At 60.0% G+C, this 16,307-nt stretch carries 18 protein-coding genes; 2 read left to right on the top strand and 16 right to left on the bottom strand.

Going from position 1 to position 16,307, the window contains the following annotated elements; all coding sequences use genetic code 11:
* The first annotated feature begins 41 nt into the window (after positions 1 to 41).
* On the top strand, positions 42 to 1,580 hold the full coding sequence (locus tag INHI_RS0114240; protein ID WP_027248077.1) for an AAA family ATPase: 1,539 nt from the start codon (positions 42 to 44) through the stop codon (positions 1,578 to 1,580).
* The gene (locus INHI_RS0114235; protein WP_027248076.1) at positions 1,577 to 2,335 is read left to right on the top strand and encodes an SDR family oxidoreductase; all 759 of its coding nucleotides are present in this window, start codon (positions 1,577 to 1,579) and stop codon (positions 2,333 to 2,335) included. The genes INHI_RS0114240 and INHI_RS0114235 overlap by 4 nt, the downstream gene beginning before the upstream one ends.
* 95 nt (positions 2,336 to 2,430) lie before the next feature.
* Here the strand turns inward: INHI_RS0114235 and INHI_RS0114230 are convergent, their stop codons facing one another.
* The 16 genes from INHI_RS0114230 to paaB all read right to left on the bottom strand — a co-directional run bounded on the left by INHI_RS0114230 (position 2,431) and on the right by paaB (position 16,287).
* Positions 2,431 to 3,321 (bottom strand): TIGR02186 family protein, encoded by an 891-nt coding sequence (locus INHI_RS0114230; protein WP_027248075.1) that lies wholly within the window; start codon positions 3,319 to 3,321, stop codon positions 2,431 to 2,433.
* Position 3,322: 1 nt separating this feature from the next.
* Entirely contained in the window at positions 3,323 to 4,246 is a 924-nt protein-coding gene (locus tag INHI_RS0114225; protein ID WP_014879074.1) for a sulfite exporter TauE/SafE family protein, read from the bottom strand.
* 233 nt (positions 4,247 to 4,479) lie between these two features.
* Complete coding sequence (locus INHI_RS0114220) at positions 4,480 to 5,445, bottom strand: ABC transporter permease (protein WP_027248074.1); 966 nt, start codon at positions 5,443 to 5,445, stop codon at positions 4,480 to 4,482.
* Positions 5,445 to 6,539: an ABC transporter permease gene (locus INHI_RS0114215; protein WP_027248073.1), complete on the bottom strand. Its 1,095-nt coding sequence runs from the start codon at positions 6,537 to 6,539 to the stop codon at positions 5,445 to 5,447. The genes INHI_RS0114220 and INHI_RS0114215 overlap by 1 nt, the downstream gene beginning before the upstream one ends.
* Entirely contained in the window at positions 6,540 to 8,069 is a 1,530-nt protein-coding gene (locus INHI_RS0114210) for an ABC transporter ATP-binding protein (protein WP_014873497.1), read from the bottom strand.
* A gap of 198 nt (positions 8,070 to 8,267) precedes the next feature.
* Positions 8,268 to 9,263 carry a BMP family lipoprotein gene (locus INHI_RS0114205; protein WP_014873498.1) on the bottom strand — a complete coding sequence of 332 codons (996 nt, stop codon included), beginning with the start codon at positions 9,261 to 9,263 and terminating at the stop codon, positions 8,268 to 8,270.
* Positions 9,264 to 9,392: 129 nt separating this feature from the next.
* Positions 9,393 to 9,857 (bottom strand): GNAT family N-acetyltransferase, encoded by a 465-nt coding sequence (locus tag INHI_RS0114200; RefSeq protein ID WP_027248072.1) that lies wholly within the window; start codon positions 9,855 to 9,857, stop codon positions 9,393 to 9,395.
* Positions 9,858 to 9,873: 16 nt separating this feature from the next.
* Positions 9,874 to 10,470, bottom strand: coding sequence for a tRNA (adenosine(37)-N6)-threonylcarbamoyltransferase complex dimerization subunit type 1 TsaB (gene tsaB / locus INHI_RS0114195; protein ID WP_027248071.1), 597 nt, complete (start codon positions 10,468 to 10,470; stop codon positions 9,874 to 9,876).
* Entirely contained in the window at positions 10,460 to 11,023 is a 564-nt protein-coding gene (locus INHI_RS0114190) for a NifU family protein (protein WP_014873501.1), read from the bottom strand. The genes tsaB and INHI_RS0114190 overlap by 11 nt, the downstream gene beginning before the upstream one ends.
* A gap of 162 nt (positions 11,024 to 11,185) precedes the next feature.
* Complete coding sequence (locus INHI_RS0114185; RefSeq protein WP_014873502.1) at positions 11,186 to 11,641, bottom strand: universal stress protein; 456 nt, start codon at positions 11,639 to 11,641, stop codon at positions 11,186 to 11,188.
* An 86-nt stretch (positions 11,642 to 11,727) separates the two neighbouring features.
* The gene (locus INHI_RS0114180) at positions 11,728 to 12,594 is read right to left on the bottom strand and encodes a branched-chain amino acid aminotransferase (RefSeq protein WP_027248070.1); all 867 of its coding nucleotides are present in this window, start codon (positions 12,592 to 12,594) and stop codon (positions 11,728 to 11,730) included.
* A 125-nt stretch (positions 12,595 to 12,719) separates the two neighbouring features.
* Positions 12,720 to 13,487, bottom strand: coding sequence for a Phenylacetic acid catabolic protein (locus INHI_RS0114175; RefSeq protein WP_014873504.1), 768 nt, complete (start codon positions 13,485 to 13,487; stop codon positions 12,720 to 12,722).
* A 62-nt stretch (positions 13,488 to 13,549) separates the two neighbouring features.
* Positions 13,550 to 14,623, bottom strand: coding sequence for a 2Fe-2S iron-sulfur cluster-binding protein (locus INHI_RS0114170; RefSeq protein ID WP_027248069.1), 1,074 nt, complete (start codon positions 14,621 to 14,623; stop codon positions 13,550 to 13,552).
* 10 nt (positions 14,624 to 14,633) lie between these two features.
* Entirely contained in the window at positions 14,634 to 15,107 is a 474-nt protein-coding gene (gene paaD / locus INHI_RS0114165) for a 1,2-phenylacetyl-CoA epoxidase subunit PaaD (RefSeq protein WP_027248068.1), read from the bottom strand.
* Between the two features lie 122 nt (positions 15,108 to 15,229).
* On the bottom strand, positions 15,230 to 16,003 hold the full coding sequence (paaC, locus tag INHI_RS0114160; protein ID WP_014879083.1) for a 1,2-phenylacetyl-CoA epoxidase subunit PaaC: 774 nt from the start codon (positions 16,001 to 16,003) through the stop codon (positions 15,230 to 15,232).
* Positions 16,003 to 16,287 carry a 1,2-phenylacetyl-CoA epoxidase subunit PaaB gene (gene paaB / locus INHI_RS0114155; RefSeq protein ID WP_014879084.1) on the bottom strand — a complete coding sequence of 95 codons (285 nt, stop codon included), beginning with the start codon at positions 16,285 to 16,287 and terminating at the stop codon, positions 16,003 to 16,005. The genes paaC and paaB overlap by 1 nt, the downstream gene beginning before the upstream one ends.
* Positions 16,288 to 16,307 lie beyond the last annotated feature (20 nt).

The following is a 16,307-nucleotide window of genomic DNA, read 5'->3' as shown; positions in this document are numbered from 1 at the left end:
CTGCTCTGGTGCAGCCGGCCCGGCGCCTGTAGGGTCGCGGCATGAGCGCAGCACCCATAAAATTCTCCGATGATCAGGCGGTTGCCTTTGATCGCGTTAGCAGTCTTCTCCACGACGCGGGGGTCGATCTGGAAGACGATCTGCTCCACCCGCCGCGCGGTGACGGCGGCGCAATGGCTGTTATCGGCAAGGCAGGATCCGGCAAAACGCTGTTGCTGGCGGAGCTATACAAAGCACTGGAGAAAGCCGGGGTCGAGGTCGTGTCGGGCGACTATGAAAGCCGGAAGAAAAATGAGGATCGCCGCACGCTTGCGATACTGGCGCCGACAAACAAAGCGGCCAGTGTATTGCGCCTGCGCGGAGTGCCGGCAACCACGATCCACCGAATTCTCTATACACCGGTCTATGACCCTGAATACGAGCGGATTGCCGAATGGCTGGCCGGTAGTGGCGACGAGCCCGAAATTGAGGGGGTGACCGAGGAGGCGTTGGCCCGTGCCAAAGCCTTTTACGAGCGTAATAAATCGATCCCCGGCGCCTTGGCGGCTGCGGGGCTGCGAGGGTCCGATTTCATTACCGGCTGGAAACGCCGAGAGGAACCGCTGGACATCGGATTTATCGATGAGGCCTCGATGCTGGATGATCGCCAGTTTCAGGATCTCAAGGAGATTTTTCCGACGCTGTTGCTGTTCGGAGACCCCGCACAGCTTGCGCCAGTGAACCAATCTGGTGCGATGGTCTTTGAAACGCTGCCGGAAGAGCGAAAGCTGATCCTCAATCGCATTCACCGTCAGGAGGCCGGCAACCCTATTCTGGATCTCGCCCATGCGCTGGCCGATCCAGACGTCGGCTTTGAGGATTTTGAGCGTATGGTTGAAGATCTCTCCCGCCAGGACGAGCGCGTGGTCTGGGGCCAGCGGGTGGAGGTGGATCTGATGGCGCGCTCCCCGGTTCTGGTCTGGCGCAACAACACCCGCATCCGGCTGATCAATGCCTTCCGAAATGTGCATGGCGCGCCGGAGGACAGCCTGCTGGCGGGCGAACCGCTAATCTGTGATGGCATTGAATTGCCGATGAAACACCGCAAGAAACGGCTGGATCTTGAGGCCCGCGGTCTGATTAAGGGCGCGCAGGTGATCTATCTCGGGCCTGGCCGGAAACCGGGGTTTTCGCGTCTTCATGTGATGGGGGCAGAAGACCCGCAGGTGTCCGCCGCATCAATCGTGAAGATTGAAAAGCCTGAGGAAGAAGAGCCTTTCATTCCGTTTGCTGCGCGGATGGGGGCGGCTTTTCTGCATGGGGCAGCGGTCACTATTCACAAGGCCCAAGGATCACAGTGGCCAACGGCACAGGTTTTTGCGCCTGACATTTACGCAGCTGCGCGGATGGGCCGGATTGAGGCTGGCCAGCCCCTATGGAAGCGGCTGGCCTATGTCGCAATCACGCGGGCTCAGGAACGGCTGATCTGGGTGGTGCGTAATCGTCTCGCAAAGCCAACCGGGCCCCTGCAGGTGGATGACCTGCGCGCAGCACCAGCTAGTGCCCTGACCTTGGAAATGCAGGAGGACAGCCCGGTATGAGCGCAGAGGATCAAGTCTCCAAACGTACGATCCTGATCACCGGGGCAAGCTCGGGTATCGGTCGTGCCGTGGCTGAGTTGTTTCTGGAGGAGGGCTGGCAGGTTGGCCTGTTGGCGCGTCGTGCAGAACAGTTGGAAGAGGTCGCGCAGGATCGTGACACAGCTCATGTTCTGCCCGCCGATGTGACGGACCCCGGCGCTGTCGACCACGCCTTTGATTGCTTTGCAAAACGGGTAGGGCGGTTGGATGTGCTGTTCAACAATGCTGGTATTTTCACCCCTTCGGGCACCATCGACGAGATTGAGCTGGAAGATTGGTTTGCTGCGGTCAATGTGAACTTAAACGGTATGTTTTTGGCAGCGCGCGCGGCCTTTCGCCAGATGCGCCAGCAATCGCCGCAGGGTGGCCGGATCATCAACAACGGATCCATCGCGGCTCATGTTCCGCGCCCCGGATCAGCCCCCTATGCTGCGACAAAATCGGCGATCACCGGGCTGACCCGTAGCCTGTCCTTGGATGGGCGCCCCTTTCAGATCGCCTGCGGGCAAATCGATATCGGCAACGCGCGCACGCCCATGGTGGAAGACCTGAGTGCGCGGCAGGTCTCAGCTGATCCGTCTGCCGTACCGATGCAGACCTTTGCGGTGGAAGACGCCGCGCAATCGGTGCTGCATATGGCAGATCTGCCACTTGAGGCGAATGTTCAGTTCATGACGATCATGGCGACGACCATGCCCTACATCGGGCGTGGTTAGGCGGGACGGGGGAGGCTCCCGCCCGGGTACGATACCACCAAGCTGGCAGCGCATTCGTTGGGCGTGGCGCCGCGCTTTGCACGGCGGGGCTGCTTTCAGCTTCTGCGCAAGAGGCGGAAGGCGGCCGAGGCTCCCCAGCCTGCGGCAATCGCAATGGCCAGTGACATCAAACCGTAGAGAAACGGCTGCTCCCGCGACATCGCGTAGAGAAAACGTTCCAGCCCCACCTTGCGCACGTCGATGTTGGTTTCGTACTGCGCTACCACCGTTCCCCCTCGGGTCAGCAGGATGCGCGTGCGATAGGCTCCTTCCGTAAGGTCGGCGGGCATGTCAATCGCTGTGCGAAACAAGGTTTGCTGATCTACAGCGACGGTATTTTCCCGTAGCGAGTAGAGATCATTGTCGGAGCGAATGCGGATCACGGCTTCGGCAAATCGCTGGGCGCCGCGTATGTGCATCCCGGCCCCAACCGAGCGGATCGCACGACCCACGGATACCCGATACCGCAGATCTTCGGTATCGCTCAGCACCTGCGAGAGGGGCGCGCTGGTTGCGACGGCATAGAAGCTGGGCGCAGAGTCCACCAGAACGCTGTCTGTATTCACCCAAATACCAAGCTTTTTTTCCTTGCGCCGGACCATCACCGGCGACGACGGGCCGGACACGGCGACAATCACCTCAAGCGGGTCATCCTGCGGGATCGGTGCTTCGCGTTTCACGGCGCCGAAGATCAGGATCTCCGAACCATCAAAGTTGGCTGTGATGGCAACACGGTCCTGACTGAGGCCCAGCACGACCTCTTCGCGCGGCCCGGTTGCGGGTTCACTGTCAATCAGGGTGGCTGCGGTTTGGGCTGCTGTTGGTGCCGGTGCGAGTGACGCGAGCGGCAGGATCAGCAAGAGTGCCGCACAAAGGCGCTGACTGGCGTGGTGCAAGCCCGAGCGCGACTCGACACGGCCCTTACGATGGATAGCGCAACCGAGCATCTCAATGGCCCCCGTCGCTGCCGAGCGAATAGAGCTCGGAGGGCATGAGCAAGAGATCCAGACCGAGCTTGACACAGACCACGATCACCATGAGGGCGAGCAGGATACGCAACTGCTCTGCTTTCAGATAGACCCCAATGCGGGTGCCAATCTGCGCGCCGATGACGCCGCCGACCAGCAGCAGAACCGCCAAGACGATGTCCACTGTGTAGTTTGTCGTGGCGTGCAACATGGTGGTGAAGGCTGTCACCAGTATGATCTGGAACAGCGATGTGCCCACAACCACCTTGGTTGGCATGCCCAGAATGTAGATCATCGCAGGCACCATGATGAAACCGCCACCAACCCCCATGATTGCGGCAAGGATACCGACGACGACGCCGACCAGCAGTGGTGGAATGACAGAGATATAAAGACCTGAGGTGCGGAACCGCATCTTGAACGGGAGTGCATGGACCCAGCCACGCTGCCTGCGGGGCGCTGGCGCGGCGCCAGCTGAGGCCTTGGATTTTCGGATCGCGTTCAGGCTTTCGACAAACATTAGTCCGCCAACCACGCCAAGGAAGACGACATAGCAGAGTTTGACCAGCAGATCGACCTGGCCAAGGGCCTTGAGGTAGTTGAAGACCACAACCCCGAGGGCGGCGCCAAGCAGACCTCCGGCTTGCAGGACAAGGCCCATCTTGATGTCTACGGTTCGCCGCCTGAAATGGGCAAGAACGCCGGAGAAAGAGGAGGCGACGATCTGATTGGCTTCGGTCGCCACGGCAACCGCAGGAGGGATGCCGATGAAAAACAAAAGCGGCGTCATCAAAAAGCCGCCGCCAACACCGAACATGCCGGACAGGATGCCGACCATACCGCCGAGCCCCAGAAGCAGGAATGCGTTGACCGACACCTCGGCGATGGGAAGATAAATCTGCATATCAGTGTTAGACCGCAGCACTTGCGTAAAATCAACTGTCGATGCCGCTGTGCAGAAAACAGGACTGAAGTTGTGGGAAAACTGGACCTACGATTTTCGGCAGGGCAGTCCGTTTATTGGTGATTGCTGTTCGGTGGCGTAGGTACCGTGAGACGCAAAACGCCCGGCCATAGCCGGGCGCTTGAAGATGTTTCCGCACAGATCCAAGTGGCTATGCGGAATGGAGCTGGATATTAGCGTTCCTTGACGTAGGGCTCACCACCGGCCTTGGGCGGTACGGCTTTGCCAACAAACCCAGCCAAGATCACGACTGTCAGAATGTAGGGCAACGCGTCCATCATCTGAACCGGGATCACAAAGGTCCCGATTTCAATATTCTGGAACCGCAGGGCAACCGCCTGTAGGAGGCCGAACAGAAGGCAGGCTCCAAGCGCATGCCAGGGCCGCCACTTGGCAAAGATCAGGGCTGCCAAGGCGATAAAGCCACGACCCGCAGTCATATCCTTCACGAACCCAGCCTGAAGGGCGGTCGCAAGATACGCACCCGCGATCCCGCAAAGCAGGCCACAGATCATCACGGCTGCGTAGCGCAGCCCGACAACAGATACACCGGCGGTATCAACAGCTGCCGGGTTCTCCCCAACGGCGCGGAGGCGCAGGCCGAAGCGGGTGCCAAACAGGATCCATGCGGTCGCGGGCACCGCGAGGAAGGCCAGATAAACCAGCACGGAGTGGCCAGACAGCAGCTCACTATAGATCGGGCCCAGTACCGGCACATCCGCCAGTGCATCCGCAAACGGCAGATTGATTGGCTCAAAACGACCGCCTGAGAAGAGGGACGGGGTGCGGCCGCCTTGCTGAAACCAGTCCTGCGCAATCAGCACCGTCATCCCGGCAGCGAGGAAGTTGATCGCCACACCTGAGATCAGCTGGTTGCCGCGGAAGGTGATCGAGGCGAGCCCGTGCAGCCCGCTAAGGACCAGCGAAGACGCGATACCAGCCAAAAGGCCCAGCCAGACATTCCCCGTGGTTGCGGCAACCGCAGCGGAGAAGAAGGCAGCCATCAGCATTTTGCCTTCAAGCCCAATATCAAAAATGCCGGCGCGTTCAGAGAACAGGCCTGCCAGACAGGCCAGCAGCAGCGGCGTAGCAAGACGAACGGTGCTGTCGAGCACTTGGATCAGAGTCAGAAAATCCATCATACTTTCCCCCGGCGCAGAGCAAGGAAGATCCGCTCTAGCGGGCCTCTCACCATATTGTCCAATGCGCCTGTGAATAGGATCACCAGCGCCTGAATGACCACGATCAATTCGCGAGGAATGCTGGTCCAGAGCGCCAGTTCAGCGCCGCCCTGATAGAGGAAGCCGAACAGGATAGCGGCCAGGAACACACCAAAGGGATGGCTGCGCCCCATAAGAGCCACGGCAATGCCGATGAAACCAGCGCCTTCGGTAGAATTCAGAACCAGACGCTCTGCCTCACCCATCACATTGTTGGTGGCCATCATGCCTGCCAGGCCGCCAGAGATCAGCATGGCAACCATGGTGATCTTCACCGGCGAAATCCCGGCATAGAGCGCACCATATTCGGAATTGCCATAGGCCCGAATTTCATAGCCAAGCTTGGTGCGCCAGATCAGCAGCCAGACCGCGATGCAGGCCGCAACCGCTACAAGGAAGCTGACATTCGCGGGAGCTGCCTTGGAAAACTCAATGCCGATAGGCGCCAGAATTTCATGCAGCGACGGCAGGTGAACGGCCTCAGGAAAGCGGGCTGTGGCCGGATCCATCGAGCCTTCGGGGCGCAGCAGGTTCACCAACACATAGTTCAGCACCGCAGCAGCGATGAAGTTGAACATGATGGTGGTGATCACGATGTGGCTGCCGCGTTTTGCCTGAAGATAGGCCGGGATGGCCGCCCAGGCCGCTCCAAACACCGCAGCACCGAGGCTGGCAAAGATCAACGCAAGTGACCAATGGGGCCACGGGATGTACAGGCAGACAAGGGCGACGCCCAGACCGCCGAGCATGGCCTGACCCTCGCCGCCGATGTTGAACAGTCGCGCGTGGAAGGCCACGGATACGGCAAGACCCGTGAACAGGAAGTTGGTGGCGTAGTAGAGCGTGTAGCCCCAGCCATAGGTCGACCCCAACGCTCCGGACACCATCAGGTTCACGGCAGCAATTGGGTCTTCGCCAATGCCGAGGATCACCAAGGCAGACAGAATAGCGGCCAATATGAGGCTGATCAGTGGGATCAGCACGACATCGGCCCATTTAGGCATCTTATCCATTTACGCGGCCTCCCCCGCGACGCCGGCCATCAACAGGCCCAGCTCTTTCTCATCGGTCTGATCAGCAGGGCGTTCGCCCATGATCATCCCGTCAAACATCACAGCAACACGGTCGGCAAGCGACAGGATTTCTTCCAACTCAACAGAGACCAGCAGGATAGCCTTCCCCTGATCGCGCAGCTCGACGATCTGCTTGTGAATAAACTCGATGGCACCGATATCGACGCCCCGTGTCGGCTGGCCGATCAGCAGCAGCTCTGGATTGCGTTCGATTTCGCGGGCGACAACGATTTTCTGCTGATTGCCTCCGGAGAAGTTCTTGGCGGCGAGCCATGGATCCGGTGGGCGGACGTCAAATTTGGCCATCTTGGCCTCTGTATCTGCGCGCAGGGCAGCGTTGTTCATCAGCAGGCCGCGCTGGTATTCGGGGGCGTGATGATAGCCGAACGCCACGTTTTCCCAAGCGTGAAAGTCCATGATCAGACCTTCGCGCTGACGGTCTTCGGGAACGTGGGCCACATGGGCTGCGCGACGGGCGCGGGCGTCGGAACCGGCACCTGACAAAGGCAGGGGCGCGCCATTGAGGCGAATGCTGCCCTGACCCTCACGCATGCCACCCAGCACTTCCATCAGTTCGGACTGGCCATTGCCGGCAACACCGGCGATCCCCAGGATTTCTCCGGCTCGGACGGTCAGATCAATGTTCTTAACACGCGCGACACCGGCCTCATCAACAACACTGAGGTTCTCAATCTCAAGGATCGGTTTGCCAGGGGTCGCGGGGACCTTGTCGACGCGCAGCAGCACCTTGCGACCGACCATCAGCTCGGCCAGATGCTCGGGGCTGGTTTCGGCGGTCTTCACGGTGGCGGTCATCTCGCCACGGCGCATCACCGATACCGTGTCGGTGTATTCCATGATTTCGCGCAGCTTGTGGGTAATCAGGATGATTGTTTTTCCCTCTGCGCGCAGCCGGTCCAGAATACGGAACAGTTGATCCGCTTCTGCCGGGGTCAACACACCGGTGGGTTCATCCAGAATCAAGATGTCGGCCTGACGATAGAGTGCCTTCAGGATCTCGACGCGCTGTTGCATACCCACACCGATCTCGTCGATGCGCGCATCGGGGTCAACGTTCAGCTCATATTCTGCTGCCAGATCCTTCAGCGACTTTCGTGCCTTACTCAGCGATGGCTTCAGCAGCCCACCATCTTCGGCGCCTAGGATGATATTCTCCAATACGGTGAAATTCTCCACCAGTTTAAAGTGTTGGAACACCATGCCGATACCGGCTGAGATGGCGGCTTGGCTGTCGGGGATTTCGGTCCGTTTCCCGTGAATCCAAACCTCGCCTTTATCGGCCTTGTAGAACCCGTAGAGGATGCTCATCAGCGTTGATTTGCCCGCTCCGTTTTCGCCGATGATCCCGTGGATCGTGCCCGGGGCAACACGGATTGAGATATCCTTATTGGCCTGGACCGGGCCAAAGGCTTTGGAGATGCCTTTTAGTTCAATTGCTGGTGCCGTCATTCGGGCTCCCCTTATTCATCCTGGATCAGTTGGCACAGATCCGCGTCACAGCGACGGGCGGTTAACATGTGCATTTTAGCTAACCTAGGAAAAACCAAACCCGGAGGCGGCAAAGGCGCAGCCTCCGGGCAATATGAAACCCCCGGTCACCACCATGATCGTAACAGGGTCACGGTGGGCCGGGGGGCAGTTCAGTGCTTAAAAAGACAGAGCCGGGCAGCTGTCATCCGACATATAGTCATGCACAGTGATCTCACCGGTGGCGATCTTGGCAGCGGCGTCATCAGTCGCGGCCGTCATCTCCTCGGTAATCAGCGACGCGTTGTTGTCGTCAACCGCGAAGCCCACACCACCATTGGACAGGCCCATGACGGAGAAACCTGTTTCCAGCTCAGTACCGTCGGAGAAGGCCTCAAACACAGCGTTGTCGACGCGCTTCATCATGGAGGTCAGGACCTTACCCGGGTGCAGGTGGTTCTGATTGCTGTCCACGCCGATCGACAGGATGCCTTCGTCGGCTGCGGTCTGCAGTACGCCAACGCCAGTGCCGCCTGCTGCAGCATAAACAACGTCAGCGCCCTGGCTGATCTGCGCTTTGGTCAGCTCGGAGCCCTTGACCGGGTCATTCCACGCCGCCGGGGTGGTGCCGGTCATATTGGCGATCACGGTTGCGTCCGGATTGGCCGCTTTCACGCCCTCGGCATAGCCACAGGCGAATTTGCGGATCAAAGGGATATCCATGCCGCCGATGAAACCAACAGTGCCCGATTTGGAGGCTTTGGCCGCCAGCATACCCACGAGGTAGGAGCCTTCATGCTCATTGAAGACAACGGAGCGGACATTGGGCGCGTCCACAACCATGTCGATGATCACGAATTTGGTGTCCGGGTAGTCTGCAGCGACCTGACCCAGAGCGTCGGCGAAGGCAAAGCCTGCCATCACGATCGGGTTTGCGCCAGCTTCGGCAAAGCGGCGCAGCGCCTGCTCTCGCTGAGCTTCTGACTGCAGTTCGATTTCACGGAAGCTTTCGCCGGTCTCTTCAGCCCAACGCTGCGCGCCGGCGAAGGCTGCTTCGTTGAAGGACTTGTCGAACTTGCCGCCCAGATCGAAGATCAGCGCGGGTTCTGCCATCGCAGCACCGGCTGTCAGCGCCACGGCTGCCGCTGCGCTCATCAGGGATTTCATCAGGGTCATAGGGGTACTCCCAATTTGTTGTTCTTGATGCGGCCAGTCTGACCGCCCCAACCCATGTGTTTTTAAAAAGGTGCGACAATTTAGGCCGTAGGCTGCGGAGAGGGTCAACCGTTTTTTGACCTTTTGGTGTTATTCTGGGCTTTCGGCCTTGCGTAAGCTGACACTCATGAGCACTGCGTCCACTGCTGCCGCGCCTTTGCGGGGGTAGTAACCGACCCGTCGACCGCTTTCTGCGAATCCATAGGCCTTGTACAGGGTACGGGCCGACTGGTTGTCTGCTGCAACCTCCAGAAACCCATCGGTTGCATCGCGCGTCAGGGCAACCTCCCGCCATCTCTCCAGGATGGCTCGTGCCAGCCCTTGCCGCTGATGACTGGGGTGGGTGGCAATGGTCAGGAGTTCCGCTTCCCCGGCGACGACGCGGCCAAGGGCAAAACTGCGCGCATCTCCGACCGCATAGCTGAACGGGCTGTCCAAGAGGGCGGCAAATTCGCGTGCGGACCAAGGACGACCCTGCAGAAAAGCGGCCTGATGGGTACGGGCCATGTCCTCCGGCGTTGGGGGCGTTGGCTGGTTGTGCGCGGGTGTCGTCATGGTCAGCAGGCAGATCTTAACCGTCAATCAGTGTTGGCGGTGCGTTTTTGGCAGGGGCGGCATCAGCAGCCCGCAGGTACAGGGGAGCCGGTGCGGATGTGGCATCTTTGTAGCGCTCTGCAGCCCGTCGTGCGATCGTTTCGGCAATGTGCGGTGGCGTCGCCTCAGCAATCAGCTCCAGCCTCAGCGCTGTTGCGATGGCGTGCGCTTCGGCGAGCGGCATCAGTCGGGGGTCTTCTCCTGGCGGATGCGCGTATACCTGATCACGTGGCGCTGGCACCGCAGCGAATGTACCGGTATGCTCGCGCGCCTCAAACCCGTTGACGCCGACGGCGGGTATTTCCAACCCCAATGCCAGGCCTCTCGCAGCTGAGACGGCAATGCGAATTCCGGTGAAGTTGCCCGGACCTATGCCAACTCCCAGCGCATCAAGATCGGCCCAGGTTGCTCCACCTTTAGCGAGTACTTCCTCCAGCAGCGGCATCAGCCGTTCGGCCTGTCCGCGTGTCATCTCTTCACAAGTTTGTGCGAGGATGACGTCCCCCTGCAACAAAGCGGCCGCGCAATGCGCGGCCGATGTATCAAATCCGAGGACGAGAACGTCAGACGGCAACGGGGCGCACCTCGGTTACTTCCGGAATGTAGTGACGCAGCAGGTTTTCGATGCCCATCTTCAGGGTCAGGGTTGAGGACGGGCAACCGGCACAAGCCCCTTGCATGTGCAGATAAACAACGCCGCGATCAAATCCATGGAACGTGATGTCGCCGCCATCCTGGGCCACCGCTGGGCGCACGCGGCTGTCAAGCAATTCCTTGATCTGGTTGACGATTTCGCCGTCTTCACCAGTGTGTTCAGCATGCCCCGAGGTCTGTTCTCCGCCCTCAGAGATGACCGGCTGACCGGACTGGAAATGCTCCATCACGGCGCCCAGGATTGCGGGCTTGATGTGGTCCCATTCAACGGTATCAGCTTTGGTTACTGTGACAAAGTCATTGCCAAAGAATACGCCTGTGACCCCGGAAACGGCAAAGATTCGCTGCGCTAGAGGCGAGCTGCCCGCGGCATCGGCGGTTGGAAAATCGGCGGTGCCCATCTCCAGAACAGTCTGGCCCGGCAGGAATTTCAGCGTCGCCGGGTTGGGCGTGGATTCGGTCTGAATGAACATGTCGGGCCTCCTTAAAGCGTGGCAGAGATATGCGCCTCCGACCCGCTTAAGTCAAGATTTGGAACAATTCTAAATTCGAAAGCCCTATCGGGCCGTGCTGGCGTGTCCTGGTCGAATCCCCTCAGGAGGAGAGCGACAACTGTGCTGGCAGGTCAGAAGCGGTCAGGTGATCGCTTCCAGTTTTTCCTTGGACAGATCGCCGGGCACGATTGTGATCGGCACCGGCAGGCTGCCGGATGAGCGGCTAAGTTGGGTGACAAGCGGGCCGGGACCTTTGCGATCGTCCCCTGCGCCCAGTACCAGAACACCAATTTCGGTGTCGGACTCGATCTGGGCGATGATCTCAGGCACAGCTTCGCCTTCACGGATCACAAGTTTAGGTTCAATCCCCTGACGGTCCCGCATCCATTTTGCAAAAACTTCAAAATGCGCGTGTATGCGTTCACGGGCTTCTTCCCTCATCACTTCGCCAACGCCGATCCAGTGGTTGAATTCATCCGGGGGAATCACTGAAAGGATCTCAACCCCGCCGCCGGTTTTGGCAGCGCGCATGGCGGCGAACCGCATCGCGTTCAGACATTCGCGACTGTCATCCAATACGACAAGAAATTTGCGCATATTGATCCTCTGGTTGTTCCGATTGGATCATGGCGTAAGCGATCCCATGGTGCAATAGACGAGCACGCGGCGTCACATCGACGGGATCAACTGGGGTTGCTTGTTGCCCAGTCCCAGTAGAGTTCGCGGGTTCGTTTGGCGAGGGGGCCGATCTGGTACTGATGGTCGTCGAAAGCGGTGACCGGGGTGACTTTGCTCATGTTGCCCGACATGAAGATCTCATCGGCCTGTTCAAAATCCGTGTAGCCCAGCACGCTCTCGTGAACCATGATGCCATCGGCGCGTAGGTTTGCAATGTGGCGGGCGCGGGTGATCCCGGCAAGAAAGGTGCCGTTGGCAATCGGGGTGAAGACCTCGCCATCACGCACCATGAAGATATTTGCCGTCGCGGTTTCGGCAACATTGCCCATCGCATCTAGTGCCAAGGCGTTGCTGAAGCCTTTGGCGCGGGCTTCGCGCAGCATGCGGGCGTTGTTGGGATAGAGGCAGCCCGCCTTTGCATTCACCACGGCGCTTTCAAGGATGGGCCGCCGAAAAGAGGTGCGGGTCAGTGTGGCGGAGGCGGTCGCGGGCGCCATCGGGATCTCTTCCAGACAGAGCGCGAATTGGGTGCTTTCTGGCCCTGGTGCGATCAGTGTGGAATCGCCGTCTGTCGCCCAGTACATGGGCCGGATATAGACGGCTGCGCCGGGGGCAAAGAGAGACAGCCCTTCTTTGGCAATGGCGACCATGTCTGCGACACTGACAGTCGGTGCCATCATAAGCGCTTCAGCTGAAGCGTTGGCGCGCGCGCAGTGCAGATCAAGATCAGGGGTGACCCCATCAAACAGACGGGCCCCATCAAATACGGAGGACCCGAGCCACGCGGCATGGTCTGCAGCCTTCATGATCGCGACATCACCGTCGTGCCAGCTGCCGTTGAAATAGGTGCGAATGGTCTTGCTGATCGCCATGCCGGGCCTCGTCCTGTAGGTGCTGGAGTGGGGTGACCCTAGGGCGCAATGGGTCAGTCGTCCAGACCTTTCCTGCTGTCTGCGCTTGGGCGTATTGCCAGATCTGGGCGGCGAATACGTCTTGATCAGGCAGGTTCTGGCGCATCTAACCCCAGCTCCCGCAGAACGCCGCGCATCTCGCTTTGCCACCTGGTGCGCAGGTCTGAATTGCTGCGGTGGCGCAGGCCAAGTGCAGAAAGGGTCTCGAACTTGTCAGAGGCATCAGTTCCAAAGCTGATGGCAACCCGGGGCCACCAATAGTGAATGGATTCCGTCAACATGCTGATGTCGCCTTCCTGCACCAATCGCGCCAGCCCTTCGTGGGCAAGGCGCGCATGATGTGCCTCGACAGGCTGAATTGAGCGGAAGGCCTCAGCCAACGGTTGGTAGGAAATCATCGACAGCTCTGCCAGCTGCACAGCGACCGCGCGGCCCATCAAAAGGTTCATAACCACCGCATCGGCCCAACCTTCCAGCGGGTAGTTGAACACCGCAAGGCGCCGGTCGTGTTTTGATCGGCTCTGATCAAGTCCTGCATCGCGATCTAGGCGCGCAGTCCAGGGGTGATGATCCACATAGCGTTCAGTATCGGCGCCAAAATCACCCATTACCTGCAGAACACGATCAGCGTTGGCGGTTTTTTCCAAAACGATCCTGGCCGCAGCCATGCGGGATTTGATACCCGGACCTTCGTTGATGATATCGACAAACCCCGCGGCGCCTGCAAGCGCGCTGTCGACAAAGCTGGCCATGATTGTCATCAACTCTGCGCGGTAGCGTGGCGGAACATTGGAAGGGTTGCTGAGGACGCCACCGGCCGCCAGATAGCTCTCGATGCTCATCTCATCATTCATGCCATGCTCTCCTCGGATCTGCTGATGCGCAGCTGTCGCCGCCTGCGTCCTAACCTAATGGGCTATTGATCGTAGTCCACCACCACTTTGTCACTGAGCGGATAGGCCTGACAGGACAAGACATAGCCCTTTTCGACCTCGTAATCCTCCAACGCATGGTTGGCGATCATCTCGACCTCGCCCTCCAGTACTTTGCAGCGGCAGGTGGAGCAGACGCCGGCCTTGCAGGCATAGGGCGCATCCATTGCGTTTTCCAACGCTGCATCCAGCAATGTCATATCCTTGCCCATCTCGATGGTCTGGGTGGCGCCGTCCAAGGTGATCGCAGCCTTGGTCTGATTGGCGCTTCTGGCAGCATCACTTGCGGCGGCCTTGCGTTTGGCGCGGCCCGGCTGGGCAGAGGCGAACAGCTCAAACTTGATCTGGCTATTATTGAGGCCCGCCGTGCGTAGGGCACTGGCGATGCCCAGCATCATCGGCTCCGGGCCGCAGATGAAGGCGGTGCCGACCGATTTGATATCTATCCAACGCTCAAACAGCTGGGCGCATTTCTCCTCGGTCACCAGACCGGTGAACAGGTCGATTTCCTGCGCGTCCGATTCCAGCACATGGATCACGTTGAAGCGGCCCATGTAGAGGTTCTTCAGATCCTCCAGCTCCTCGCGGAACATGATCGTGTTCACGCCCTTGTTGGCGTAGACCAGTGTGAAGGAGGCGTTCGGCTCTGCCGCCAGCGTGGTCTTTAGGATCGACAGTACCGGGGTGATGCCGGAGCCGCCGGCAAAGCCCAGGTAGTGCTTCTCGGCAGCCTCATTAAGCGGGGTGAAGAAACTGCCCATCGGCGCCATCGCCTGCAGGGTGTCGCCCGCCTTCAGTTCAGTATTTGCCCAGGTCGAGAACGCCCCGCCGTCGACGCGCTTGATGCCGACCTGCAGGATGCCTTCATCCTTGCCTGCGCAGATAGAATAGCTGCGGCGCAGTTCCTCGCCGTCGAAGTCACGGCGGAAGGTCAGGTACTGGCCTTGGGTGAAATCGAATTCTTCTGCCGCGCCGCCCACGGGTTTCAGGGTGACAACCACCGCATCGCGGATGGTCTTGCGGACGTCGGTGACTACTAGGTCGTGAAAGCGCGCCATCAGGGTCTCCTCAGATGCACTTGAAATAATCAAAGGGTTCGAGGCAGTCCTGGCAGCGCCAGTGGGCCTTGCAGGGGGTCGAGCCGAACTGGCTGACCTTGGTGACTTCTGTACTGCCGCAGTTGGGGCATTTTTCCGGGCCGCCTGCGGCTTGGGGCGGGGCGATGCCGTAGTCCTCCAGCTTGGCGCGGCCCTTGTCGGACAGCCAGTCGGTGGTCCAGGCAGGGGAGATCTGGGTCTTCAGTCTCAGATCCGTAACGCCGTGGCCGCGCAGAGCGGTTTCGATATCCAGGGCAATCACTGCAGTTGCCGGGCAGCCGGAGTAGGTCGGGGTGACGCTGATCACGAGGGTTTCCCCTTCCCAGGCCACATCGCGGATGATGCCCAGATCCACCAGCGAGATCACCGGGATTTCCGGATCCGGCACAGCGTCGAGCCACTCCCAGATCTGGTTGATGCTTGGGTGAGTTGTCACTTGGCTCATGCGGTTTATCCTTGCTATGCACCGCCCGGACGATAGGCCGGGCAGCCCCCTACCTCCCCCACGGGAGGGGGCTTCACCCCCACCCGAGGCCGGGGGCCGCCCTCAGTTCTTTGGCCGTGGCCTTACCACTTGGCGCCGGGATAGGCGCGCTGCAGCCATTGCATCTGGGTCAGCAGATGGCCCAGGTGCTCGGTATGCATCGCGCCGGTGCGGCCGCCCTTATGGGCGAAACGGCTCTCCGGGATGGTCAGCGTTGCGTCGCCCAGGATGCGGGAGACCAGTGCGTCGTATTCCTCACGCAGGGAGGCCGGGTCGGGTGCGATGCCCGCTTTGACCATTTCCGCGTCCACGCCGTCGGACTGGAACATCTCACCCGCGTAGGGCCAGAGATAGTCCAGTGCCTCCTGCATCCGGCGATGGCTTTCTTCGGTACCGTCGCCCAGGCCCACTACGGTATCGGCGGAACGTTCCAAGTGATAGGCCACTTCTTTCGAGGCCTTTTCGGCAATCGCGGCGACGCGTTCGTCCGAGGATTTCATCAGCCGGCCCAGCTGGATGGAATGCCAGGCGTCGAACAGGAACTGGCGCATCAGGGTGCGGCCAAAGTCGCCGTTCGGCACCTCCACCAGCAGCACGTTGCGGAAATCCCAAGCATCGCGCAGGAAAGCCAGATCGTCGGCGGATTTGCCGTCTCCCTGCACCTCAGCCGCGAGGCCGAGCCACATCTGGGTCTGGCCGATCATGTCCAGCGCGGTGTTGGCCAGTGCGATGTCCTCTTCCAGCACCGGCGCATGGCCGCACCATTCGCTGACCCGGTGGCCGAGGATCAGGGTGTTGTCCCCCATCCGCAGCAGGAACTGGGTGAATGCCTCATCTTTGTTAAGCGGGCGGGTCATTACATTGCCCCCACTTCTTCGGGGATGTCGAAGAAGGTCGGGTGGCGGTAGACCTTGGACTCGGACGGCTCATAAAGCGGGCCCTTGTCGCTGGGCGAGGACGCGGCGATGTGGTTCGCCTCGACCACCCAGATCGAAACGCCTTCGTTGCGGCGGGTATAGACGTCGCGGGCGTTCTTGATCGCCATCTCGGCGTCCGGCGCGTGCAGGGAGCCGACGTGGCGGTGGCTCATCCCGTGCTGGCCGCGGATGAAGACTTCCCAGAGGGGCCATTCGTTTTTCATGTCTTAAATCCTCCTGGCTG

The organism is Phaeobacter inhibens DSM 16374 (assembly GCF_000473105.1).
GTDB classification, from domain to species: Bacteria; Pseudomonadota; Alphaproteobacteria; order Rhodobacterales; family Rhodobacteraceae; genus Phaeobacter; species Phaeobacter inhibens.
Note: the sequence above shows the minus strand (reverse complement) of the source record. Positions and strands in the feature narration are given on the sequence as shown.

What these genes read in the sequence shown, in the direction of transcription:
- INHI_RS0114240 (WP_027248077.1), top strand. Translation starts at nt 42, where the DNA reads ATGAGCGCAGCACCCATAAAATTCTCCGATGATCAGGCGGTTGCCTTT.
- INHI_RS0114215 (WP_027248073.1), bottom strand. Translation starts at nt 6,539, where the DNA reads ATGGATAAGATGCCTAAATGGGCCGATGTCGTGCTGATCCCACTGATC.
- INHI_RS0114235 (WP_027248076.1), top strand. Translation starts at nt 1,577, where the DNA reads ATGAGCGCAGAGGATCAAGTCTCCAAACGTACGATCCTGATCACCGGG.
- INHI_RS0114180 (WP_027248070.1), bottom strand. Translation starts at nt 12,594, where the DNA reads ATGGCGATCAGCAAGACCATTCGCACCTATTTCAACGGCAGCTGGCAC.
- paaD (WP_027248068.1), bottom strand. Translation starts at nt 15,107, where the DNA reads ATGAGCCAAGTGACAACTCACCCAAGCATCAACCAGATCTGGGAGTGG.
- paaC (WP_014879083.1), bottom strand. Translation starts at nt 16,003, where the DNA reads ATGACCCGCCCGCTTAACAAAGATGAGGCATTCACCCAGTTCCTGCTG.
- paaB (WP_014879084.1), bottom strand. Translation starts at nt 16,287, where the DNA reads ATGAAAAACGAATGGCCCCTCTGGGAAGTCTTCATCCGCGGCCAGCAC.
- INHI_RS0114190 (WP_014873501.1), bottom strand. Translation starts at nt 11,023, where the DNA reads ATGTTCATTCAGACCGAATCCACGCCCAACCCGGCGACGCTGAAATTC.
- INHI_RS0114205 (WP_014873498.1), bottom strand. Translation starts at nt 9,263, where the DNA reads ATGACCCTGATGAAATCCCTGATGAGCGCAGCGGCAGCCGTGGCGCTG.
- INHI_RS0114200 (WP_027248072.1), bottom strand. Translation starts at nt 9,857, where the DNA reads ATGACGACACCCGCGCACAACCAGCCAACGCCCCCAACGCCGGAGGAC.
- INHI_RS0114230 (WP_027248075.1), bottom strand. Translation starts at nt 3,321, where the DNA reads ATGCTCGGTTGCGCTATCCATCGTAAGGGCCGTGTCGAGTCGCGCTCG.
- INHI_RS0114175 (WP_014873504.1), bottom strand. Translation starts at nt 13,487, where the DNA reads ATGAATGATGAGATGAGCATCGAGAGCTATCTGGCGGCCGGTGGCGTC.
- INHI_RS0114185 (WP_014873502.1), bottom strand. Translation starts at nt 11,641, where the DNA reads ATGCGCAAATTTCTTGTCGTATTGGATGACAGTCGCGAATGTCTGAAC.
- INHI_RS0114220 (WP_027248074.1), bottom strand. Translation starts at nt 5,445, where the DNA reads ATGGATTTTCTGACTCTGATCCAAGTGCTCGACAGCACCGTTCGTCTT.
- INHI_RS0114210 (WP_014873497.1), bottom strand. Translation starts at nt 8,069, where the DNA reads ATGACGGCACCAGCAATTGAACTAAAAGGCATCTCCAAAGCCTTTGGC.
- INHI_RS0114225 (WP_014879074.1), bottom strand. Translation starts at nt 4,246, where the DNA reads ATGCAGATTTATCTTCCCATCGCCGAGGTGTCGGTCAACGCATTCCTG.
- INHI_RS0114170 (WP_027248069.1), bottom strand. Translation starts at nt 14,623, where the DNA reads ATGGCGCGCTTTCACGACCTAGTAGTCACCGACGTCCGCAAGACCATC.